The sequence below is a fragment of the Halalkalibacter akibai JCM 9157 genome, assembly GCF_000513135.1.
Classification (GTDB): Bacteria; Bacillota; Bacilli; order Bacillales; family Bacillaceae_D; genus Halalkalibacter; species Halalkalibacter akibai.
Genome location: NZ_BAUV01000002.1, coordinates 74,066 through 95,759 on the forward strand (window position 1 = coordinate 74,066; position 21,694 = coordinate 95,759).

The following is a 21,694-nucleotide window of genomic DNA, read 5'->3' on the forward strand; positions in this document are numbered from 1 at the left end:
GGGGAGGACAATTTGAACTTTTCTTATAGTGATAAAGTTAAACGCTTACAAAATGATTTGCAGTCGTTTATGGATGAAGTTGTCTATCCGAATGAAAAACGTTATGAAGAGCAATTAGATTCAACAAATCGTTTTTCTTACATTCCGCCAGTAATGGAGGAGATGAAAGAGAAAGCGAAACAAGCTGGGTTATGGAATCTCTTTTTACCAGATGCAAAGGAAGGTGCCGGTCTAACAAACGTTGAATATGCACCGCTCTGTGAAATTATGGGGAGATCAGCAATAGCTCCTGAAGTGTTTAATTGTAATGCTCCTGATACAGGAAATATGGAAGTGTTAGTCCGTTATGGTACAAAAGAGCAAAAGGACAAATGGCTAACTCCATTACTAAACGGGGAAATCCGTTCTGCTTTTTCAATGACTGAGCCAGATGTCGCTTCTTCGGATGCAACCAATGTTGAAATTTCGATTATAAAAGAAGGCGATGAATATGTTATTAACGGTACAAAATGGTGGTCCTCAGGTGCAGGAGATCCTAGGTGTGAAATATTAATCGTAATGGGAAAAACTGATCCTACAGCAGAACGTCACAAACAGCAATCCATGATTTTAGTTCCTACCAAAACACCAGGTGTAAAGATTAAACGTATGCTTCCGGTTTTCGGGTATGATGATGCCCCTCATGGACATGCGGAAATTGAGTTTGACGATGTAAGAGTGCCAGCATCGAATCTCTTATTAGGAGAGGGAAGAGGATTTGAGATTGCACAAGGGCGATTAGGACCCGGACGCATTCATCATTGTATGAGAACAATTGGTGCAGCAGAGCGGGCGCTTGAGTTAATGTGCACACGTGTTGTAAGTCGAGTGGCATTTGGAAAAACGCTCGCCGAGCAGGGTGTGGTAAGAGAATGGATTGCGCAGTCAAGAATCGAGATTGAACAAGCGAGATTGTTGACTTTAAAGGCAGCTTCAATGATGGATACGGTAGGAAATAAAGTGGCCAAAAAGGAAATAGCAATGATTAAAGTAATAGCACCTAATATGGCTCTAAAAGTCATTGATCGTGCGATTCAAGCATTTGGAGCAGCTGGCGTAAGTGAAGATGTTCCGTTAGCAGCCATGTTTGCTGGGATCAGAACGTTAAGAATTGCCGATGGTCCAGATGAAGTGCATCTAGAAGCGATAGCAAAGCAAGAATTAAAGCCCTATTTCACTAGATAATTCATATTTTGAGGAGGAATGTAAGATGGAAAAACGTTGGCTATCCTTATACGATGAACGAGTGAAGGAGCACGCTAATATAGAAGCAAAATCACTAAATGATCTATTAGATGAAACGGTTTCAAAACATGGAGACAATACGGCTATTACATTTTATGGGCGTACATGGAATTACAAAGAATTAAAGCAGATGAGTGAAGTGTTTGCCGGTGCCTTACACGCTGACGATTTTCAAAAAGGAGATCGACTCGCCATTATGTTGCCCAACTGCCCCCAATATTTGTTCTCCATTTTTGGGACGTTACGTACGGGTGGAATTGTTGTTCAAGTAAATCCGATGTATGTAGCTCGTGAACTAGAGTATCTACTTTTGGATTCAGAAGCCTCTCATATTGTGATCTTGTCTGATTTATATCCAATATTCAAAGCCGTTCGAAAAAATGTACCGACTAAAAAAGCAATCGTCGTCGCATTGAAGCCAGATACAGAGATTGAACTAGACGCGGGAGATATTCGCTTTGAAACCTTCTTACAAACTATGAAACAACCAGCACCACAAGTAGTTCTTGAGCCAAAGGAAGATATTGCTGTTTTACAATACACAGGTGGAACAACTGGAGTATCTAAAGGTGTTATGCTCACTCACCACAATTTTATTTCAAATATCGAGCAAACGTATGATTTCATGTTCAGAACGCTTGAAAATAAACCTGAAAATGCAAGTATTGTTAATGTTTTGCCTCTCTTTCATATTTTCAGCTTAACTTGCTGTAACTTCTTAGCGGTTAGCCATGGAGGAAATCAAATCCTTATTCCAAGATTTGAGATGAAAGAAGTATTAGAAATCATTTCAAAAGAAAAGCCGTTCCAATTTGCGGGAGTCCCAACGATGTATGTTGGCTTCAATCAAGTAGGTCAATATGAAACATTTGGTCTTGATCAAATTAGCAACTTCATTAGTGGTGGTTCTTCACTACCAGTTGAAGCGCTTGAAGCATTTGAAAGAGGGACTGGAAAGCAAATTTGTGAAGGTTTTGGGTTATCTGAAGCGTGTCCAGTGACGCATTTCAACCCTTCATTTAGAGAAAGGAAAGCAGGTAGTATCGGGATACCATTGCCTAGTACGAATGCAAAAGTAGTAAGAGAGACCGACACAGGAATTGAAGAAGTGGCAGTCGGTGAGGTTGGTGAATTAATTATCCAAGGTCCTCAAGTGATGAAGGGATATTGGAGAAAGCCAGAAGAAACTCAAAAAACATTACGTGATGGTTGGTTGTTTACAGGAGATCTAGCAAAAATGGATGAGGATGGCTATTTTTATATCGTTGACCGAAAAAAAGACATGATTATTGCGAGCGGATTTAACATCTACCCTCGTGAAATTGAGGAAGTTATCTATCAGTATTCAGGAGTGCAAGAAGTTATTGTACTTGGAGTTCCTGATGAATACCGTGGTGAAACGGTTAAAGCTTATATTACACCAAAGCAAGATGCGCTGTTGAACAGAGAGGATATAATTGCGTTTTGTCAGAAGCATTTAGCTGCCTATAAAGTTCCAAAAGAAATTGAATTTCGTGATGAATTACCTAAATCAGCAGTAGGGAAATTGCTGAAACGTAAATTGAGAGACGAAGAAATGGATCGACTTAAAAAAAGCAATGCTTCATCTTAAGGAGTGGATATAAATGAATGCATTATCTTTGTTTGATTTAACAGGAAAAACCGCCATTGTTACAGGAGGCGGTCGGGGGTTAGGTAGGCAAATAGCTCATGCCTTTGCGGATGCAAAGGCTAACCTCGTCCTTTGTTCTAGAAAACTCGAGGCCTGTGTCGAGGTGTGTGAAGAGTTGCAGGAAAAAGGGGTTAAGGCGATTGCCATTCAGTGTGATGTTTCAAACGAAGATCAAGTAAAAGCAGTAGTGGAACAAACAATAGAAACGTTTGGAAAGATAGATATTTTAGTTAACAATAGTGGAGCAACTTGGGGAGCACCAGCCGTTGACATGCCACTTGAGGCATGGAATAAAGTTTTAAATGTAAATGTCACAGGGACCTTCCTCATGTCTAAAGCAGTAGGAACCGAAATGATTAAAAATGGGCGAGGTAAAATTATAAATATTGCTTCTGTCGCAGGACTTGGTGGAGTAGATCCAAGATTTATGGATACAATTGGTTACAACACGAGCAAGGGAGCAGTCATTACCTTTACGAAAGATTTGGCATCAAAGTGGGGGAAGCATGGTATACATGTTAATGCGATAGCACCAGGCTTTTTTCCAACGAAGATGTCAAAAGGGTTAATTGCACACGGTGAGAAATTTATTAAAGAGCGAACACCCCTGGGTCGGCTTGGTGGAGAAAAGGATTTACAAGGGGCTGCGTTATTTTTAGCTTCAAGAGCGTCTGATTATGTAACAGGAGATACATTAATTGTAGATGGTGGAATGCACGCAATGTAAAGGAGTAGATGAGATGGCAAACCGTGATGCTGTTATCGTTAGTGCGGTCAGAACCGCAATTGCTAGACAAGGAGGAGCATTAGCAACACTAGAGGCTGAACAATTTACAGCTGTTGTCCTTAAAGAAGCTCTTAACAGAATCAACCTTTCAGCGAGTGAATTAAATGATGTTATTTTAGGAAATGTATCCAGTGGTGGAGGAAATATAGCAAGGCTCAGTGCTTTAGAAGCAGGGTTTCCATTTGCTACACCTGGACTTACAATTGATCGACAATGCGGATCAGGTATTAATTCAGTTCTCCTAGCTGCACAAGCGATTCAAGCTGGAGTCGGTGATGTTTATCTAGCAGGTGGAACTGAGAGCTTGAGTAGAGCTCCTTATCTAATGGATAGACCAACAATTGCTTATGCTTCTACACCACCAAACATTAGGCCAGCAAAACTATCACCTTCTCACATTGGAAACCCGCCTATGGGAATAACAGCTGAAGCTTTGGCAGAAAAATATCAGATTACTAGAGAAGAGCAAGACGAATTTGCATTCATTAGTCAGCAACGAATGGCAAAAGCAATGAAAAATGGCTATTTTGCAAAACAGATTGTACCAGTGGAAATACCTGTTCGTAAAGGTGATCCGGTTGTTTTTAAGGAAGATGAACATCCAAGACCTCAAACAACAAAAGAAGGTTTAGCAAAACTATCACCAGCCTTTCTTAAAAATGGCACTGTAACAGCTGGGAATAGTTCTGGTTTAAACGACGGGGCAGCCGCACTTGTGGTCATGTCTCGTGAAAAAGCTGAGCAACTTGGCTTAAAACCTTTAGCTGTAGTAAGGCAATTTAGTGTTAGAGGGGTAGATCCTAACATTATGGGGATAGGTCCAGTTCCAGCTGTAAGAGAGTTATTAGAGAAATCAAAAATAAATCTAAATGAGATTGACTTAATAGAGTGCAATGAAGCTTTTGCTGCGCAAACATTAGCGGTAAATCGTGAGCTTGATTTTGATCCTGAGAAGTTAAACGTAAACGGCGGGGCTATTGCACATGGACACCCCTTAGGAGCTACTGGTGCAATATTAATGACAAAGGCAATTTATGAACTAGCAAGAAGAGAAGGAAAATTTGCTTTAATTACAGCTTGTATTGGTGGAGGTCAAGGAATTGCAGCTCTGCTAGAAAGGGAGTCATAGGAGGTCATGGAATGCCTAAAGTAGCGCTTGTAACAGGTGGAAGTAGTGGAATTGGTCTGGCTACTGTTCGTAGGTTAGCTGCTGATGGAATGGAGATTGTAATTGCAGATGTGAATGAAAAAGGTCACAACCTAGTTGAGCAGTTGCATAAAGACGGAATTAAAGCTTCTTTTCAACATTGTGATGTTAGTGTAGAAGAAGCCGTGAAACAGACTGTTGAAGAAGTGAAAAAACAATACGGTCAATTACATGTGTTAATTAATAACGCTGGAGTTGGCAATAGAGAGATAAAACTAACAGATTTACCTGTGCTTGAATGGCAAAAAGTGATTGATATTAATTTAACAGGAGTATTTCTAGGAATGAAATACGCTATTCCACTTATAGAAGAAAGTGGCGGGGGAGCAATTGTGAATGTTTCTAGTCTACTAGGCTTTAAAGGTAAAAAGTTAATGTCTGCTTATAATGCTTCAAAGGCAGGGGTCATTACATTAACAAAAAATGCAGCGCTCGAATATGGAAAGCACAATATCCGAGTAAATGCAGTAGCGCCTGGAGTAATTGATACTCCGATCGTTGATGGCTGGAAAGAGCAAGAACAGAAATGGGAAGTGCTTAGCCGAGCTAATGCGTTACGGAGAGTAGGAACTCCAACAGAAGTAGCCAACGCAATTCGTTTCTTAGTATCTGAAGAAGCTTCTTATATTACGGGTACAACGTTAATGGTTGATGGGGGCGGTTTAACTTACTAAGATTTAGATGTACTCACACATCCGTCTACTTAAAATTAACCTATCAATTTATGGTATACTAGAACGGATGATTTAAAGAGGGATTGTGAGGCGGACAGCATGAAAGAAAAAATTATTGAAGTTAGCATCGGGATGTTTGGTCAGAATGGATTCACTGAAACATCCATTCAGGACATCGTTGAGTCGCTTGGAGTGACGAAGGGGACGTTTTATTATTACTTCAAAAGCAAGGAAGAACTCCTGATGGAGATTCACCTTCGTTATATTGATGACTTATTACAAAGCCAAAAAGAAATATTAGAAACTAAAAATAGCTCAGAGCAAAAGCTCTATGATATTGTTTATATGATTATGAAGCATATCGAAGGGCATGGGCAAAGTGCAAGAGTGTTTTTTAGAGAAATGCAGCATCTTAATGAAGAACATTTAGATGATATTTTTCACAAACGAGATCAGTTTAGGAAAAATATGAATCAAGCGATACAGGAAGGCATTGATTCAGGTGAATTTCGTCAAGACTTAAATGTAGAAATTGTATCTCTAGCTATTTTAGGAGCCGTAAACTGGAGTTATCATTGGTTTGATCCTAAAGGGAAATTAGATGAAAAAGCTGTATCCACCATTTATATTGATTTTATGTTAAATGGGCTCAAATCAACATAAGAATCCTGGCAGGGGATTCGCTTTCTCTAAAACATACTAACTGGTTAGTATTTAAATTAGGAGGGGTACGAATGACGAAAACGATTTCAAACATTGCTGTAATAGGAGCGGGCTCAATGGGGCACCAAATTGCCATGCTCGCTGCACTTGGAGGCTATGAAACTACTATACAAGATATAGAGGAGAGCTCTCTTCAAAAAGCGAAACAAAGCCTTGAGTTTCAACTTGGAAAGTGGGTAAAAAAAGGGAAAATCACAGAAGAAAAGCTGCAACAAGCATTTACTAGACTTCATTTTACGACACATTTAGTAGAGGCCGTTTCAAATGCTGATTTTATCATTGAAGCCATCGTTGAAAAATTAGATGCAAAACGAGAGTTATTTGAAAAGCTTGATGAACTGGCTCCACAACATGCTATTTTAGCCACTAATTCATCGACAATCGTCAATTCTAAAATTGCCGAAGTGACAAAGCGCCCTGACAAAGTGTGTAACATGCATTTCTTCTTTCCACCACTAGTTATGGACTGTGTCGAGGTTGTTAAAAGTGAACATACATCTGAAGAAACGGCGGAAATTACGATGGAAGTATGTCGACAAATGAACCGGACAGCCGTCCTTTTACAGAAAGAAATCTCTGGTTTTATTGCTAATCGAATTCTCGGAGCGTTAACTAAGGAAGCAGTTTCCTTATATGAAGAAGGATACGCTAGTTTTGAAGACATAGATTTAATTTGTAAAAAAGCCCTTAACCATCCTATTGGTCCATTTGCATTGATGGACTTATCAGGCATTGATGTTGCCTATTTTGTTAATCAACAACGTTACGCGGAAACGCAAGATCCTGCTGATTTACCAGCAGCATGTATTGAAGAAAAGGTTAAAGCTGGAACTCTTGGTAGAAAAACAGGAAAAGGTTGGTATGACTACGGGAAGCATGAGGTGAAGTCATGAGCGTTGTTGAGATAACGAAAGAAGGCGGAATTGCCACTGTCACAATTAACAATCCTCCTTTAAATGTCATGAATCATCAGGTGACTACAGGGTTACAAGAAGCTTTTCAATCACTAGAAGAAGATAGTGAAACGGTTGTGATTATCTTAACTGGAGCAGGTCAAACTGCTTTTATGGCGGGAGCTGATATCAAGGAGTTTCCTCAGCTGATGGATCATCCCAATATGAAAGAACCAATAATGGAAACGCATGCTGTTTTGAATCAAATTGATTTTTGTGCCAAGCCTACAATCGCTGTCTTAAATGGATTAACGTTTGGTGGTGGGTGTGAGCTAGCGTTAACTTGTGATATTCGAATTGCCGAAGCTCATGCCCAAATTGGATTACCTGAAATTAAGTTAGGTCTCTTTCCAGGTGGAGGAGGAACGCAACGATTACCGAGGCTAATTGGTGATGCGAGAGCAAAAGAACTCATGTTTACAGGCGAACCAATTCAAGCAGAAACAGCTGAAAGAATTGGACTTGTCAATCATGTCGTACCAGAAGGTCAAGGAATGGAAAAAGCATTAGTTATAGCGACAAAAATAAAGCGCTATTCACTCCCAGCTTTATCTCGCATAAAACGTGCTGTAAATGAAGGGCTAGATCTAGATATACAAGCGGCGATAGAGCTTGAAGCAAACTTGTTTTCGGAAGTCTTTCAAACAGAAGATATAAGAGAGGGAGTTCAGGCTTTTATTGAGAAGCGCAAGCCTTTATTTAAGCACAAGTAAGGAGGTTAATATGAAAGAGACCATTGATGTTCGACCTGGTGAAGAATTACCTAAGAAAGAACTTGAATTGTATATTAGATCATTAATAAAAGAGATACCAGAGGGAGATTTGATCATCAGTCAATTTCCAACAGGACACTCTAACTTAACTTACTTACTAAAGATTGGCGATTGGGAGGCTGTTCTAAGACGTCCACCACTTGGCCCAGTAGCTCCTAAGGCTCATGATATGAAGCGAGAGTCTGCTGTTATGTCCTCTTTGCATCCTTATTTTCCTCCAGTCCCTAAACCTTTTTGTTATTGTTCGGAGGAATCTATTATTGGAAGCCCTTTCTTCTTAATGGAGAGGAAAAAAGGAATTGTGCTAGATACAGAGTTTCCGGATTCAATAATGCCAACAGCTGAGCTTGGTCGACGCATTTCTGAACAAATGGTAGATCAACTAGTTCATCTACATCAAATTGATTATCAAGAAACTGAACTCATTAAGCTTGCAAAGCCAAATGGATTTCTCGAACGACAAGTAGGTGGTTGGATTAACCGTTATGAGCGTTCAAAGACAAGTGATCTTCCAGGCGTTACAGATTTAACTAATTGGCTTGTTAAACATCAACCTCTGTCACAGAAAGCGACTGTGATTCACTACGACTACAAATTAAATAACACCATGTTCTCAAGCGATAATTGGAACATGGTAGGTTTATTTGATTGGGAGATGGCAACTGTAGGTGATCCACTTGCAGATGTTGGTGTTGCCCTCAGTTATTGGATTGAACACAACGATCCTATTGAACTTAAACAAGGGTTTGGAAAGCCGCCTGTTACGGTGTTACCAGGATTTTTTACGAGAGCTGAATGGGCAGAGCGCTATGCTAAAAAAAGCGGTCGCGACATTTCAGATCTTCATTACTACATTACCTTTGCCTATTTCAAACTAGCTGTAATAGCTCAGCAAATTTATTATCGTTTTCATAAAGGGCAAACGCAGGATCCGCGCTTTGCACGGTTAAATCAAACAGTAGCCGCATTAATCGGTCATGCGCGTCAAACAGCAGCTACCAAATTAAGTTAAAAAGCTCCTTAAAGGAGGCGTGTACGGTGATGATCCAAGTTTTAATGAAGAAAGAAGATATTGTCCCAGAGAAGCTAGCTGGTCACGTTGTTATTGTTTTAGATGTACTGTTAGCAACAACAACAATAGCTGCTGCACTAGAAGGTGGTGCTAGTAAGGTGATTCCAGTTGAAGATGAGAGCGAGGCATTGAAACTTTCGACTCGTTATCATCCAGATGAATTTATTTTAATTGGAGAGAAAAATGGAAGAGTGCTAGATGGGTTTATTGCCCCGAATCCGACACTACTTACCCGTTATGTTAAAGGGAAGACCGCGATCTTAGCCACGACGAATGGGACTGTAGCGTTAAGAAGATCCGAAAAAGCAGGAAAATTATATGCCGCTACACTTAGAAACGGGAAAGCGGTCGTAAAAGAAGCGATTGGAGCACTAAAGCCAGATCAACATATTATCATCGTATGCTCAGGATCAAGTGGACAATTTTGTTTAGAAGATTTTTACGGAGCGGGCTATCTTGTTAGTTGTTTAGAACAATTACGACCAGAAGCTGAATTCACTGATGGAGCCAAGGCTTCTGCTCTCTTTTACCAACATTCTCAAAAAGATGCTTACAAAGTGCTTGCTGATTCAGCTGTAGGTCAATTTTTACTAGAACATAATTGCAAATCAGATATAGAGTATGTCGCAAATGAAAATTGTGATGATCGTGTCCCTATTTACAATAACGGCTATATAAAGTGGAAGGAGGAAAACAAAGATGGAACAACTGAAAAAAGAAATGAAGGGTGGTTCTTTTCTCGTTAAAGCGAGCAAAGTGGAGGAGATTTTCACCCCAGAAGATCTAAGTGAGGAACAATTGATGATCGGACAAACGGCAAGACAGTTCATTGAAAAAGAGGTGCTTCCAAAGCGGGAGTTAATCGAGTCACAACATTTTGATGTAACAGTCGCACTTTTAAAAAAAGCAGGAGAATTAGGTTTGCTTGCACATAGTATCCCTGAACACTATGGTGGTTTAGGTTTAGATAAGGTTAGTAAAGGAATTGTCGGAGAGATGGTTGGGCAATCGAGTAGTTATGGGGTGGCTCAATCCAATCATACATGTATAGCAACTTTGCCAATTACTTATTTTGGCTCGGAAGAACAGAAAAAGAAATACTTACCGAAACTAGCATCAGGAGAATTTTTAGGAGCTTATTGTTTAACTGAACCAGCATCAGGATCAGATGCATTAGCAGCTAAAACAACAGCTGTTTTAAATGAAGCTGGCAGTCATTATGTTCTAAATGGCACAAAATTGTATATTACAAATGCTGTATTTTCTGACACGTTTATTGTTTATGCCAAGGTTGATGGTTTGAAGTTTACAGCTTTTATCGTTGAAAAAGATTTTCCTGGGTTAAGTCTTGGACCTGAGGAGAAGAAAATGGGGATTACAGGATCTTCTACTCGTAGCGTTATTTTAGAAGATTGTCAGGTCCCTGTAGAAAACGTACTTGGAATCATTGGCAAAGGTCATGTGATCGCTCTAAATGTACTGAATCTCGGACGGTTTAATTTAGGAGCTGCTTGTATGGGAGGAGCAAAAGGATCATTAAAGCTTGCTGTCCAACATACAAACGAACGGAAACAATTCAAAAAAAGAATAAGTGAGTTGGTGCAACGAAAGAAAAAGTGGCAGAGATGGCTGCTCGAATTTATGCGGCTGAATCAGTACAATACAGAACAGCTGCGCTTCTTGAGGATGCTCTCGGTGATCTGAATGATACATCAGACTTTTCTGTTGTAGGGAAAAGAATGATGGAGTACGCGTTAGAGTGTGCCATTTGTAAGGTTTATGGTTCCGAGACGTTGGATTTTGTTGTTGATGAATCCTTACAGCTTCACGGTGGAGCTGGATTTATTAAGGAGTATCCAATAGAACAAGCATACAGAGATTCAAGAATTAATCGTATTTTTGAAGGGACAAACGAAATCAACCGTTTATTAATTCCTGGTACATTTCTAAAAAAAGGAGCAAAAGGAGAGTTGCCAATCCAAAAGGCTATTGCGGAAGCTGTTGCTAAGTTACAAGCCAATCCAACTGAAGTAAAAGAATATAGCCATCTTGAGAAAGAGCAAGAAGCGCTAGAGTGGATTCGCAACATGTATCTTGCACTCTCTGGTTTAGCTTTCAAGGAGTACGGGATGGATCTTGAACAAGAACAGGAAGTATTGATGAAGCTTGCTGATATAGCAATTGAGTTATTTGCAGCAGAATCAGCTGTTTTAAGAGCTGTTAAAACAAATGAACTAGGTGAGGAGGCTATACCGAATCTTTTAGCGACAACCGTTGTTGAAAAAAGTCTCTCCATTGTAAAAATGAGAATAGATCTATTATTATCTAGTTTTGATTCATCAACTGAGGTAGACGGCCTAAGACAATTGCTAGCACTTTATTCTCAAAAACTAGTATTCTCGAATCGAACAACGCGTCTACGATTAATTGCTCAAGCGGTCAATGAATCTGGTCAGTACATTTGTTCATAGGAGGAAAATAAGGTGAAGCGATTTCAAGATCAGGTTGTTGTTATTACAGGAGCAGGAAGTGGGATTGGTGAAGCAACTGTTCAAAGGCTAGCGGAAGAAGGTGCGACCGTTGTGCTAGTTGGTCGAACAAAAGAAAAGCTTGAAAAAGTCGCGCGAGAAGTTGCTGAGAAAACATTAAATGATCATTTATATGTTTATGTAGCTGATGTAACCGCCGAAGAAGAGGTGGAGTTATTAGCGCTTTATTTAAAAGAAAACTTTGATGGTGTTAACGTGTTAATTAATAATGCCGGAACTTCATCGGGTGGCTCTATTCTTGAATTAGAAGAGAAGGACTGGGAACATGTTCAAAAAACAAATGTTACTAGTGTCTTCTTAATGGCTAAACATATAGGGCCCGTATTGGCTAGAACAGAAGGAGAAAATAAAGCAATCGTTAATGTAGCTTCTCTATCTGGACATAAAGCAGGAGCGAAAATACCTCATTACAGTACAGCTAAAGCGGCTGTTATTCATTTAACAAAGGCTCTGGCTGGAGAGTTAGCTTCGAATCAAGTTCGTGTCAATTCAATTTCACCTGGCTTTGTCGAAACACCGATGACGGATAAGAGTCTAAAGAATCCGGCCTTTCAACAGGCAATTGAGCGTCACACGTTATTGCAACGAGTTGGAAGAGCTGATGAGGTGGCAAAAGCAATTGCCTTCCTTGCATCTTCAGACGCTAGTTATGTAACGGGAACAGATTTATTGATTGATGGAGGATGGTTAACTGTATAAGGGAGGTATTGGAATGAATGAGACAATGAACTTACAAGATCTTCTTGTTGTAATAGAAGATGGCATTATGGAGTTAACACTGAATAGACCCAGTTCATTAAACGCTTTTAGTCCTGAGATGATTAGTGGTTTAAAAAGCTGTTTTACACAAGCTCTTGAAAATGATGAGGTTAAAGTCATTGTGATTCGAGGAGCTGGAAGAGCTTTTAGTGCTGGTGGAGACGTAAAGACAATGGGTGAGGCTAATCCGTCTCAAGTCTACGATCATATTGGTCAGTTAAATGGTCTAATTGAACAAATGAGGCAATTAGAAAAGCCGATTATTGCGGCAGTTCATGGATTTGCTGCTGGAGCAGGCTTTAATCTGGCGCTTGCATGTGATCTAATTGTAGCTGCTGAAGATACGTCCTTTATTTTAAGTTTTGCCCAAGTTGGGCTTGTATCTGATGGAGGAGGACACTTCTTTATTCCACGAGCTTTAACACCTTATCAGGCAAAAGAGCTCTTATTTACAGCGAAGCCACTGGATGTGAAGAAAGCTGAGCAGTGGGGCTTGGTGAATCATGTATTTCCTCTTAATGAAATGGAGGAAAGAACCAAGGTGTTTGCCATGTCGATAGGTCAACAACCAACAAGAGCAATAGGATTGATGAAAAAGTTAACGAATCTAGCTGATACAGCGAGTATGCAAGATATCTTGGAAGCTGAGCAGATTACTCAATCAATGATGGTTACAACCGCAGATCATCTTGAAGGGGTATCGGCATTTAAAGAAAAACGAAAACCAAAGTTCCAAGGAAAATAAGGAGGATACAAGATATGAAAGCAATTCAGTTTTCAAGCTACGGAGGTCCAGACGTTTTACAAATAGTAGACTTGGATCGACCAACACCGGAAGCAAAAGAGGTTCTTATTAAGATTGAAGCCATTGGAGTTAATTATGCAGATACGGCAAGAAGAGAAGGGCAGTATGTAGTTCCGACTCCACTACCGTTTGTTCCTGGAGCGGAAGTAGCTGGAGTCATTGAGGAAGTAGGGGAGGACGTAGCTTCCGTTAAAAAAGGAGATCGAGTTGTAACGTTGCTTGGTTCAAAACGAGCAACAGGTTATGCAGAACACACCATTGCAGACGAGAGAGGATTAATGCCGATCCCTAATAACGTAAGCTTTGAACATGCTGTCGCATTACCTTTACAAGGGCTAAGTGCTTACCACGTTTTAAAGACAATGGGGCAATTAGAAGAAGGAGAAACAGTGCTTGTACACGCAGCTGCTGGTGGGGTAGGAACGATCGCGGTTCAACTGGCGAAGTTATTTGGAGCAGGAAAGGTGATAGCGACTGCTAGTTCAGCTGAAAAACTTAACATTGTTAAAGAGCTTGGTGCCGATGTATTGATCAATTATAGCGAGGGAAATTGGCATGAACAGGTGCTAGAAGCAACAAACGGAAAAGGCGTAGATGTTGCCCTTGAAATGGCCGGAGGTAGAGTGTTTATTGACACGTTAAAATGTTTAGCCACATTTGGTCGATTAGTTATTTATGGAGTGGCAAGTGGTGAACAAAGTCCATTTAATCCATCTTCACTAATGGCGCGTAATCAATCGGTTATTGGATTTTTCTTGCCACAGATTATGAGAAAACCAGCTTTGTTACAAAAGAGTATGCAAGAACTATTAACATATGTTGGCAAGGGAGAGTTAAAATTACAAATCGGTGGTGTGTATTCTTTAGAAGAAGCCGCAACTGTTCATACGTTAATGCAAGGACGGAAAACAACAGGTAAGCTCATATTAAAACCATAGGGGGATTTCCCCCTTTAAAGAATTTGCTGTAAAAGGAGGGCTAGGTGTGGAGCTTTTATTTCAGCAGTTATTAAATGGTCTCACTATTGGAAGCGTTTACAGCTTAGTGGCATTAGGTTTAACTCTGGTGTTTGGAATATTGCATGTACCGAATTTTGCTCATGGGGCCTTGTATATGGTTGGGGCTTATATTGCTTTAACTGCAATGACAGCTCTAGGAGTCAGTTATTGGATTGCGATTTTAATAGCAGTGCTATTCGTAGCGTTTGTTTCGGTTTTGATGGAGCGCATCGTGTTTAGTCGCTTAGATCCGAAAGATCCGCTTCCAATTATGATTGCAGCGATAGGGATTTTATTTTTCTTAGAATCACTAGCTCAGTATACATGGGGAAGTCAATATCAACGTATGATAACGCCTTATGGAGACTCTATCCAAATATTCGGTTTAACGGTAACGATTCAAAGAATACTAGTGATTGTTGCGGCTGTAATTCTAATGGTTTTGCTTCATTTATTTTTGACAAAAACGATGACAGGGGCGGCCATCATTGCCATGTCACAGAATCGGAATGGAGCTTTTCTTGTCGGGATCCACTCTAGCCGAGTGGCGATGATGACCTTTGCGATAGCAGGTGGACTCGCCGCCGCTGCAGCTGCGTTATCTGCACCCATTAATCTAGTGTTTCCAAGTATGGGGAATCTCGTTATTATGAAAGCTTTTGTCATCATTATTATCGGAGGTATGGGGAGCATACCTGGGGCTATCATCGGGGGATACATTCTTGGAATGGCAGAAAGTCTAGGGGCTACTTATTTATCAACTGACTATAAAGATTTAATCGCTTTTTTCCTCCTTGTATTAATTTTAACACTTAAGCCAACAGGGTTATTTGCAAAGGGGGTAAAGTGAGATGAAGGTTGATAGAAAAACGTGGTTTTACGGAATTTTACTTTTAGCAGTACTGGTATTTCCCCTTATTGTTCCGAATCAATATTACATGCAAATTCTCATTTTAGTATTTATCTGGTCAATAGCTGTCTATGGACTAAATACTATTACTGGATTAACAGGACAATTGTCCCTTGCTCATGCTGGCTTTTTTGCAATAGGCGCTTATAGTTTAGGACTTTTAACGGTAAAAGGTGGTGTGCCCTTTTGGATTGCGTTCATTCTAGCCATTGTTTTTACAGCCATTATTAGCCTTGGAATAGGTTTAGTTGCTCTTCGCACGAAATCACACTTTTTTGCGATTTACACCATGTCTGTTGGATTTATGATTTACCTTCTTATTTATAAATCAGATTTAACGGGTGGGGTAAGGGGACTTATCGGAATCCCTAATCCGTCACCTATTGGACCCATAAGTTTCGAATCTATGATTTCATATTACTATTTGATGTTGTTTTTCTTATTGTTAACCATTTTTATTATGTATCGTCTGTTTCATTCTCTATTAGGGAAAACATTTATGGCGATAAGAAACAGCGAGGAGCTAGCTCAAACTTTAGGAATCTCTGTCATGAAGAATAAATTATTAGCTTTTGTCTTATCTGCAGCCTTTGCTGCATTAGCTGGTGCTCTTTATGCCTCTTATGTGCGCTTCATTGGGCCACAAATGGCAGATATTCATGTGGCGTTTGAAATTTTACTTTACTTGCTAGTCGGTGGAATAGGGACACTCGCTGGGCCAGTTGTCGGCACGTTTATTGTTGTGGTCCTAACTCAAATGCTTCAGTTTCTAGAGGAATTTCGAATGCTTGTTTTTGGCCCGATTGTTGTGCTATTAGTATTGTTTTATCCAAGAGGGCTGGTTGGAGGTTACTTAATGTGGAAGGCAAAACGTAAACACAAAAAACAAGCAACTCAGAAAAGTTTAGAAGGAGGATCTGCCCGTGCTATTAACGATTGATCAGTTGACTAAATCATTTGGTGGACTAACGGCTGTTCAAAACGTTAGTGCTTCTATTGAGAGAGGAACGATTACCGCTGTTATTGGACCAAACGGTGCAGGGAAATCAACATTTTTTAATCTAATTAGTGGGTTTCACTTACCATCCTCTGGAAACGTGATTTATAAGGGGGAGGACATATCGAGGTTAAAGGCTGATAAGATTGCTAGACTTGGTGTTGGAAGAACGTTTCAGACCACACATTTATTTGAACAGGCTACAGTATTAGATAATGTCTTAATTGGACATCGTTTAAGGACGAAAGCAGGGTTATTTGATGCTATCTTTCGAACAAAGAGAGAGAAGCTTGAGCAAAAGAAGTGCTTACAAAAAGCAGAAGAAGTTCTTGAGTTTGTTGGAGCGAGTTCAATTGCTTATGCACCAATTTCAGCCATTACTCAGGAACAACAAAAACGTGTTGCTTTTGCTCTCGCATTGGCAACGGACCCTGAATTAGTTCTTTTGGATGAACCAGCAGCTGGAGTAAATCCTGACGAAACAGAAGGGCTAGCTGAACTCATGAAGAAAATGGTTAATCATGGTAAGACTGTTTGTTTAATCGAACATAAAATGCCGATGGTTATGTCTTTAGCCGATCATATCATTGTTTTGAATCACGGTCAGAAGATTGCTGAAGGGAAGCCAAATGACATAAAAAATGATGAAAATGTAATCAATGCTTATTTAGGAGGGACAGACAATGCTAGTGCTTCGTAATCTATACGTGAAACATGGAGCAAATTCTGTTCTAAATCACATCAATCTTGAGATTCAACAGGGAGAACTTGTTGTTCTTCTAGGGGCAAACGGCGCGGGAAAAAGTACATTGTTTCAAACGATAAGTGGTTTAAAACGACCAGATTCTGGAGACATTCAATTTTTGGATAAAGCTATCCATCGCTTGTCGGCTAGTCAAATAGTTAAAGAAGGTGTTGTGCAATGTGCAGAGGGAAGAATGCTATTCCCACAAATGTCTGTCCATGAAAATTTAAAAATGGGTGCTTATACGTATAAAAGAAATAAAGCAGAAATGTCAAGACAACTAGATAAAATCTATGATCTTTTTCCTGATTTAATAGCTAAACGCCAAGCTTTAGCTGGGAGTTTAAGTGGTGGACAACAGCAAATGGTTGCAATCGGTCGAGCTTTAATGGCAAAGCCCAAGTTATTAATGCTTGATGAACCCTCTCTTGGTCTAGCGCCCTTAATTGTCAAACAAATGTTTTCTGTTATTCAAGAAATTAATCAAACAGGGGTTACCGTTTTGCTAGCGGAGCAAAATGCTCATGCTGCCCTTTCTATTTCTTCAAGGGGATATGTGCTTGAAAATGGATCTTTGGTGCTTGAAGGTACAAAAGAAGCTTTACTTGACAATGATGAAATTCGCAAAGCCTATATTGGGGCTTAGGATTTCAATATATTAATCATGATGGGGGAAATGGAAAATGAAAAAAAAGAATCGGTTTTTGTTGTCATGTGTTACAGCGGGTTTATTGGCATTGGCTGCTTGTTCAGGCGAAAGTACAACACAATCAAGTGGAACACAAGAACCTGCACCTGCTGAGGAAGTAGAGGCCCCTGAAACAGAAGCGGGAGAGGAAGTTTTAAACATTGGCTACACTGGCCCGTTAAGTGGTCCAGCTGCCTTTTATGGTGAAAATACCGTAGCTGGGGTGAGAATGGCAGCTGACGAAATTAATGAAGCTGGTGGGTTTGAAGTGGCTGGGACGACGTATAAATTGAATTTAGTTACTTTAGACGATATGTATTTGCCGAATGAAGCAGGAACAAATGCAAGACGACTTGTACAAGAACACAAAACACCTGTTGTTTTTGTACCGCACAGTGGTGGTGTTTTTGCTACACAAGTTTTCAATGAGCAAGACAATTTTATGATTGCCGCTTATACGAGTGAACCTGATATTCTTACACAAGGAAACGAGTTGACATTAAGAATTCCCCCTTCATATGATCAGTATCCGGAACCATTTGTAACCTATCAACAAGAACGATTTGGGAAACGTTTAGCTTTACTACCAACCGCAACTCAATATGGTAAGGATTGGACTGAAGAGTTAGTACCTGTATGGGAAGAGCACGGCGGAGAGGTTGTTTACAATGGAGAAGTTGATTTTGGTAAAGACACGGATTTCTTCCCGATTGTTACAAATGCTCTAAATCAAGACCCAGACGTTATCTTCGTTGGGGGACCGTCTGAACCGACAGCTTTATTAATGAAGGCTGCAAGAGATCTCGGGTTTGAAGGAGGTTTCATGGTGATGGACCAAGCGAAGTTTGAAGAAATGGATAGTGTAGTATCACTTGAAGAAATTGAAGGGGCAATCGGTATGCTACCAATCAGAGATAGTGATGCATCTGGTGCAGAGAATTTCATTTCTCTATTTGAATCAGAGTACGGTCGTGTTCCGACAGCTGAATCAGCTTTTAATTATCAAGCATTATTTGTCATTGTTGAAGCAATGAAGCTAGCAGGTACAGTTGAAGATCCTCACGCTATAATGGAACAAATGGATGCGGGTGTTAAAGCATTACCAGAAGATAAATTCGTTTGGCATTTAACTGGTGTTGTTAATAATGGGTTTGACTGGATTGCTTCCATTGCGGCAATTGAAGACGGGCAGATCGTTCATATTGAATAGAGGAATTAAGAGGCTGGGACATACTAAAGTGTTTAAATGAGCATACGAACGATGCAGAAACTTTAGCGGAGGAGATATACGTAGACTCCTGAGGGATTAAAGGTAGGCCACTGAAAAGGTCCTTTTTAGCAGATTCAAGGAAGCAACAATGGCTTCACACGTTGCGCGCCTGCTATGAGAAACCCACTCATAGCAGGTTTTAAAAGATTGCAACGGTTTCGCTCATTGCTTAGAGACCACTGAAAAAGGTGAAAAACACACCTTTTTCAGTGGCCTTATTAAAGGCAAGGGTGAGACCCCGCAGTGCGTATGCACGAGGAGGCTCACCGGCCGCCTGCGGAAAGCGAAGTGTATTTCCGGATGTAACCATCTTTCGTTCGGATTTCTCGTTATTTAAACTCTTTTGTCCGAGCCTTTTTTCATGGATTTAGTTGGGTGAAGGAGTTAATTGTCGTTTTACAGTTGACCAATTTGCTTCCATATATTATAATTCTAGAAGACGTGCACTCAACAGATTGTACGTCCTGAGTTGGTTGTTTCGGAGGGAGGGAAATAAAATGGCAGAAACTCGTGTTCGCAAAAACGAATCGATTGATGCTGCACTTCGTCGCTTCAAGAGATCACTCTCTAAAGAAGGAACGTTGGCTGAGGTTAAAAAGCGTAAGCACTATGAAAAGCCTAGTGTTAAGCGTAAGAAGAAATCTGAAGCAGCAAGAAAACGTAAGTTCTAATTGAAGTGAGAGGGTGCTTTCATTGAATCTTCTTGAACGTTTGAATCAAGACATGAAGAATGCGATGAAGAACAAGGAAAAGGATAGACTCTCTGTCATCCGTATGGTAAAATCGTCGTTGCAAAACGAGCAGTTTAAGCTCGGACGTGAGTTAACGGACGATGATAGCCTTACGGTGCTTAATCGCGAGCTGAAACAACGCAAGGATTCCCTCCATGAGTTTGAACAAGCTAACCGTGAAGATTTAGCTTCCAAGCTACGAGCTGAATTAGCCGTGCTTGTGGACTATATGCCAGAACAGCTTTCTGAAGAAGAAGTATCGAAAATTGTGCAAGACGCAATTGCTGAAGTAGGTGCTTCAACCAAAGCAGACATGGGTAAGGTCATGGGAGCAGTCATGCCTAAGGTTAAAGGAAAAGCTGATGGTGGTCTTGTGAATCGTCTTGTGCAACAACATTTATCATAATGACATAAACGCCTCATCTCTTATAAGAGATGAGGCGTTTTTTATATTTAGGAGGATTGGTATTTTTGGAATATGGATCTTCCTTAGTAAAAGTGAACAATATGAGACGAACGCTTTTTTTCTAATTCATTAAAAACAACAAAGAGTCTAAAATCATCCCTTTTGAATCAAAAATAGCCAAATTAGAATAAACATATAGACATTACTAGAGATTATGAGTGAGCTCATGATAAGATTTAGGGAGAGTAGGGAAAGATAGGATTATGATTCTTTTATAAAAAAGTGAAACCAAATACGATGGAGCTTCGTAAATAAAAGAGGTCATATAGAAGGGAGGATTACTATGGCAACAAGACGAAGACGGCTGATGTTTTCTTTTGCGTTTTTCGTGTTAGCCTTTCTCCTAATCCCAATTCAATTATTGGTGCATAGTGAGAGGGACACAGAAGGCCCGATTGTTTACTACATCCCAGTTGAACAAACAGTTGAGAGAGGTTTGGAAGCTTTTTTAACTCGTTCATTTTCTACAGCAGTAGAAGATGGAGCTACTCATATTGTTTTAGAAATGGATACGCCTGGTGGAGCAGTTGATGCAGCAGGTAATATCGCCACGTTAATTCAAGAAACTGATATCCCGATTATTACATTTGTTAAAAGCAAAGCCATATCTGCTGGAGCTTACATTGCTTTAAACACTAGTGAGATCGTGATGGCACCCGGTGCAACGATGGGGTCAGCGGCTGTAATTGACGGAGCAGGAAATGCTGCAGAAGAGAAGACACAATCTTATTGGTTATCAGAAATGCGTAGTGCAGCTGAATTAAATGGACGCGATCCACAGTATGCGCTTGCAATGGCTGATAATCGGATTGATTTGCCTGAACTCGGTGCACCTGAAGGGGAACTTTTGACACTAACCGCTCAACAAGCGCTGCAGGTAGAGTATGCTGAGGCGATTGCTTCAAACCGAGCAGAACTTTTAAATCATTTAGGTTTAGAAGATGCAGTTGAAAAAGAGATGGAAGTCAGCTTCTCTGAACAAATTGCAAGGTTTGTTACTCATCCAGTAGTCATACCTATTTTGCTGTCGATTGGAAGCCTGGGCTTAGTCTTAGAACTGTATTCTCCTGGTTTTGGGGTTCCTGGTATTATGGGAATTTCTGCGCTATTGCTGTTTTTCTTTGGTCATATGTTTGCAGGGTTTGCAGGATGGGAATCAATGATTCTATTTGTTATTGGATTTATTTTAATCATGGTTGAAATATTTGTTCCTGGATTCGGGATATTTGGATTACTAGGCATTGCATCAGTCATTGGAGGTATGTTGCTAGCTTCTTTTTCGACTGCTTCGATGATTATATATATCGCGATTGCTTTAGTCATCACAACAGTAGTTGCTATTTTTATTTTTAAGTATTTCGGTAACCGAGGCCCAATGCGGAAAATTATTCATACTGATTCGACTAGCACTGAAAAAGGTTATATTTCCAATGTAACAAGAGCTGAATTAGTGGGTCAAATTGGAGAGACTTTAACACCGCTCCGCCCGTCAGGCTCTGTTGTATTTGGACATGAACGGCTTGACGTGGTGTCTGAGGGAGGCTATATTGGACAAGGAAAGCGTGTTGAGGTGATTTACACTTCTGGATCACGTATTGTTGTAAGAGAAGCAAAAGAAAACTAAAAGGAAA

At 40.1% G+C, this 21,694-nt stretch carries 21 protein-coding genes and 1 pseudogene; all 22 read left to right on the forward strand.

Features of this window, described 5'->3' with window-relative positions; all coding sequences use genetic code 11:
* Positions 1 to 12 precede the first annotated feature (12 nt).
* Entirely contained in the window at positions 13 to 1,224 is a 1,212-nt protein-coding gene (locus JCM9157_RS01730; RefSeq protein WP_035661434.1) for an acyl-CoA dehydrogenase, read from the forward strand.
* A gap of 25 nt (positions 1,225 to 1,249) precedes the next feature.
* Positions 1,250 to 2,896: a long-chain-fatty-acid--CoA ligase gene (locus tag JCM9157_RS01735; RefSeq protein ID WP_035661435.1), complete on the forward strand. Its 1,647-nt coding sequence runs from the start codon at positions 1,250 to 1,252 to the stop codon at positions 2,894 to 2,896.
* A gap of 13 nt (positions 2,897 to 2,909) precedes the next feature.
* Positions 2,910 to 3,683, forward strand: coding sequence for an SDR family oxidoreductase (locus JCM9157_RS01740; RefSeq protein ID WP_035661438.1), 774 nt, complete (start codon positions 2,910 to 2,912; stop codon positions 3,681 to 3,683).
* A 13-nt stretch (positions 3,684 to 3,696) separates the two neighbouring features.
* Positions 3,697 to 4,872: a thiolase family protein gene (locus tag JCM9157_RS01745; protein ID WP_035661441.1), complete on the forward strand. Its 1,176-nt coding sequence runs from the start codon at positions 3,697 to 3,699 to the stop codon at positions 4,870 to 4,872.
* Between the two features lie 11 nt (positions 4,873 to 4,883).
* Complete coding sequence (locus tag JCM9157_RS01750; protein WP_035661444.1) at positions 4,884 to 5,624, forward strand: SDR family NAD(P)-dependent oxidoreductase; 741 nt, start codon at positions 4,884 to 4,886, stop codon at positions 5,622 to 5,624.
* Positions 5,625 to 5,723: 99 nt separating this feature from the next.
* A complete protein-coding gene (locus JCM9157_RS01755; protein ID WP_035661446.1) occupies positions 5,724 to 6,287 on the forward strand; it encodes a TetR/AcrR family transcriptional regulator in 564 nt (187 codons plus the stop codon).
* Between the two features lie 71 nt (positions 6,288 to 6,358).
* Positions 6,359 to 7,240, forward strand: coding sequence for a 3-hydroxyacyl-CoA dehydrogenase family protein (locus JCM9157_RS01760; RefSeq protein ID WP_035661449.1), 882 nt, complete (start codon positions 6,359 to 6,361; stop codon positions 7,238 to 7,240).
* A complete protein-coding gene (locus JCM9157_RS01765) occupies positions 7,237 to 8,013 on the forward strand; it encodes an enoyl-CoA hydratase (RefSeq protein WP_035661451.1) in 777 nt (258 codons plus the stop codon). Before JCM9157_RS01760 ends, JCM9157_RS01765 begins: the two co-directional genes overlap by 4 nt.
* Before the next feature lie 10 nt (positions 8,014 to 8,023).
* The gene (locus tag JCM9157_RS01770; protein WP_035661453.1) at positions 8,024 to 9,085 is read left to right on the forward strand and encodes a phosphotransferase family protein; all 1,062 of its coding nucleotides are present in this window, start codon (positions 8,024 to 8,026) and stop codon (positions 9,083 to 9,085) included.
* Between the two features lie 29 nt (positions 9,086 to 9,114).
* Positions 9,115 to 9,891 (forward strand): 2-phosphosulfolactate phosphatase, encoded by a 777-nt coding sequence (locus tag JCM9157_RS01775; RefSeq protein ID WP_235714776.1) that lies wholly within the window; start codon positions 9,115 to 9,117, stop codon positions 9,889 to 9,891.
* Positions 9,845 to 11,616: pseudogene (locus tag JCM9157_RS01780) on the forward strand (acyl-CoA dehydrogenase FadE). The gene JCM9157_RS01775 and the pseudogene JCM9157_RS01780 overlap by 47 nt, the downstream one beginning before the upstream one ends.
* Positions 11,617 to 11,628: 12 nt before the next feature.
* A complete protein-coding gene (locus JCM9157_RS01785; protein ID WP_035661456.1) occupies positions 11,629 to 12,393 on the forward strand; it encodes an SDR family NAD(P)-dependent oxidoreductase in 765 nt (254 codons plus the stop codon).
* A 13-nt stretch (positions 12,394 to 12,406) separates the two neighbouring features.
* The gene (locus JCM9157_RS01790) at positions 12,407 to 13,198 is read left to right on the forward strand and encodes an enoyl-CoA hydratase/isomerase family protein (protein ID WP_148296789.1); all 792 of its coding nucleotides are present in this window, start codon (positions 12,407 to 12,409) and stop codon (positions 13,196 to 13,198) included.
* 14 nt (positions 13,199 to 13,212) lie between these two features.
* Positions 13,213 to 14,196 carry a quinone oxidoreductase family protein gene (locus tag JCM9157_RS01795; protein ID WP_035661458.1) on the forward strand — a complete coding sequence of 328 codons (984 nt, stop codon included), beginning with the start codon at positions 13,213 to 13,215 and terminating at the stop codon, positions 14,194 to 14,196.
* A gap of 46 nt (positions 14,197 to 14,242) precedes the next feature.
* Complete coding sequence (locus JCM9157_RS01800; protein ID WP_035661460.1) at positions 14,243 to 15,106, forward strand: branched-chain amino acid ABC transporter permease; 864 nt, start codon at positions 14,243 to 14,245, stop codon at positions 15,104 to 15,106.
* A gap of 1 nt (position 15,107) precedes the next feature.
* Positions 15,108 to 16,106, forward strand: a complete 999-nt coding sequence (locus JCM9157_RS01805) for a branched-chain amino acid ABC transporter permease (protein ID WP_035661462.1) — start codon at positions 15,108 to 15,110, stop codon at positions 16,104 to 16,106.
* A complete protein-coding gene (locus tag JCM9157_RS01810) occupies positions 16,090 to 16,863 on the forward strand; it encodes an ABC transporter ATP-binding protein (RefSeq protein ID WP_035661465.1) in 774 nt (257 codons plus the stop codon). The genes JCM9157_RS01805 and JCM9157_RS01810 overlap by 17 nt, the downstream gene beginning before the upstream one ends.
* Positions 16,847 to 17,554, forward strand: a complete 708-nt coding sequence (locus tag JCM9157_RS01815; protein WP_035661466.1) for an ABC transporter ATP-binding protein — start codon at positions 16,847 to 16,849, stop codon at positions 17,552 to 17,554. The genes JCM9157_RS01810 and JCM9157_RS01815 overlap by 17 nt, the downstream gene beginning before the upstream one ends.
* 37 nt (positions 17,555 to 17,591) lie before the next feature.
* Positions 17,592 to 18,806 (forward strand): ABC transporter substrate-binding protein, encoded by a 1,215-nt coding sequence (locus JCM9157_RS01820; protein ID WP_035661469.1) that lies wholly within the window; start codon positions 17,592 to 17,594, stop codon positions 18,804 to 18,806.
* Between the two features lie 557 nt (positions 18,807 to 19,363).
* Positions 19,364 to 19,537, forward strand: coding sequence for a 30S ribosomal protein S21 (gene rpsU / locus JCM9157_RS01825; RefSeq protein ID WP_003323311.1), 174 nt, complete (start codon positions 19,364 to 19,366; stop codon positions 19,535 to 19,537).
* A gap of 22 nt (positions 19,538 to 19,559) precedes the next feature.
* Positions 19,560 to 20,003 (forward strand): GatB/YqeY domain-containing protein, encoded by a 444-nt coding sequence (locus JCM9157_RS01830; protein ID WP_035661471.1) that lies wholly within the window; start codon positions 19,560 to 19,562, stop codon positions 20,001 to 20,003.
* A 343-nt stretch (positions 20,004 to 20,346) separates the two neighbouring features.
* The gene (locus JCM9157_RS01835) at positions 20,347 to 21,687 is read left to right on the forward strand and encodes an NfeD family protein (RefSeq protein ID WP_052012886.1); all 1,341 of its coding nucleotides are present in this window, start codon (positions 20,347 to 20,349) and stop codon (positions 21,685 to 21,687) included.
* The last annotated feature ends 7 nt before the right edge of the window (positions 21,688 to 21,694 follow it).

Excerpts from the sequence above, each read along its gene's own strand:
- JCM9157_RS01745 (WP_035661441.1), top strand. The coding sequence starts at position 3,697 with ATGGCAAACCGTGATGCTGTTATCGTTAGTGCGGTCAGAACCGCAATT.
- JCM9157_RS01775 (WP_235714776.1), top strand. The coding sequence starts at position 9,115 with ATGATCCAAGTTTTAATGAAGAAAGAAGATATTGTCCCAGAGAAGCTA.
- JCM9157_RS01765 (WP_035661451.1), top strand. The coding sequence starts at position 7,237 with ATGAGCGTTGTTGAGATAACGAAAGAAGGCGGAATTGCCACTGTCACA.
- JCM9157_RS01755 (WP_035661446.1), top strand. The coding sequence starts at position 5,724 with ATGAAAGAAAAAATTATTGAAGTTAGCATCGGGATGTTTGGTCAGAAT.
- JCM9157_RS01750 (WP_035661444.1), top strand. The coding sequence starts at position 4,884 with ATGCCTAAAGTAGCGCTTGTAACAGGTGGAAGTAGTGGAATTGGTCTG.
- JCM9157_RS01820 (WP_035661469.1), top strand. The coding sequence starts at position 17,592 with ATGAAAAAAAAGAATCGGTTTTTGTTGTCATGTGTTACAGCGGGTTTA.
- JCM9157_RS01795 (WP_035661458.1), top strand. The coding sequence starts at position 13,213 with ATGAAAGCAATTCAGTTTTCAAGCTACGGAGGTCCAGACGTTTTACAA.
- JCM9157_RS01835 (WP_052012886.1), top strand. The coding sequence starts at position 20,347 with ATGGCAACAAGACGAAGACGGCTGATGTTTTCTTTTGCGTTTTTCGTG.
- JCM9157_RS01735 (WP_035661435.1), top strand. The coding sequence starts at position 1,250 with ATGGAAAAACGTTGGCTATCCTTATACGATGAACGAGTGAAGGAGCAC.
- JCM9157_RS01760 (WP_035661449.1), top strand. The coding sequence starts at position 6,359 with ATGACGAAAACGATTTCAAACATTGCTGTAATAGGAGCGGGCTCAATG.
- JCM9157_RS01815 (WP_035661466.1), top strand. The coding sequence starts at position 16,847 with ATGCTAGTGCTTCGTAATCTATACGTGAAACATGGAGCAAATTCTGTT.
- JCM9157_RS01805 (WP_035661462.1), top strand. The coding sequence starts at position 15,108 with ATGAAGGTTGATAGAAAAACGTGGTTTTACGGAATTTTACTTTTAGCA.
- JCM9157_RS01790 (WP_148296789.1), top strand. The coding sequence starts at position 12,407 with ATGAATGAGACAATGAACTTACAAGATCTTCTTGTTGTAATAGAAGAT.
- JCM9157_RS01770 (WP_035661453.1), top strand. The coding sequence starts at position 8,024 with ATGAAAGAGACCATTGATGTTCGACCTGGTGAAGAATTACCTAAGAAA.
- JCM9157_RS01740 (WP_035661438.1), top strand. The coding sequence starts at position 2,910 with ATGAATGCATTATCTTTGTTTGATTTAACAGGAAAAACCGCCATTGTT.
- rpsU (WP_003323311.1), top strand. The coding sequence starts at position 19,364 with ATGGCAGAAACTCGTGTTCGCAAAAACGAATCGATTGATGCTGCACTT.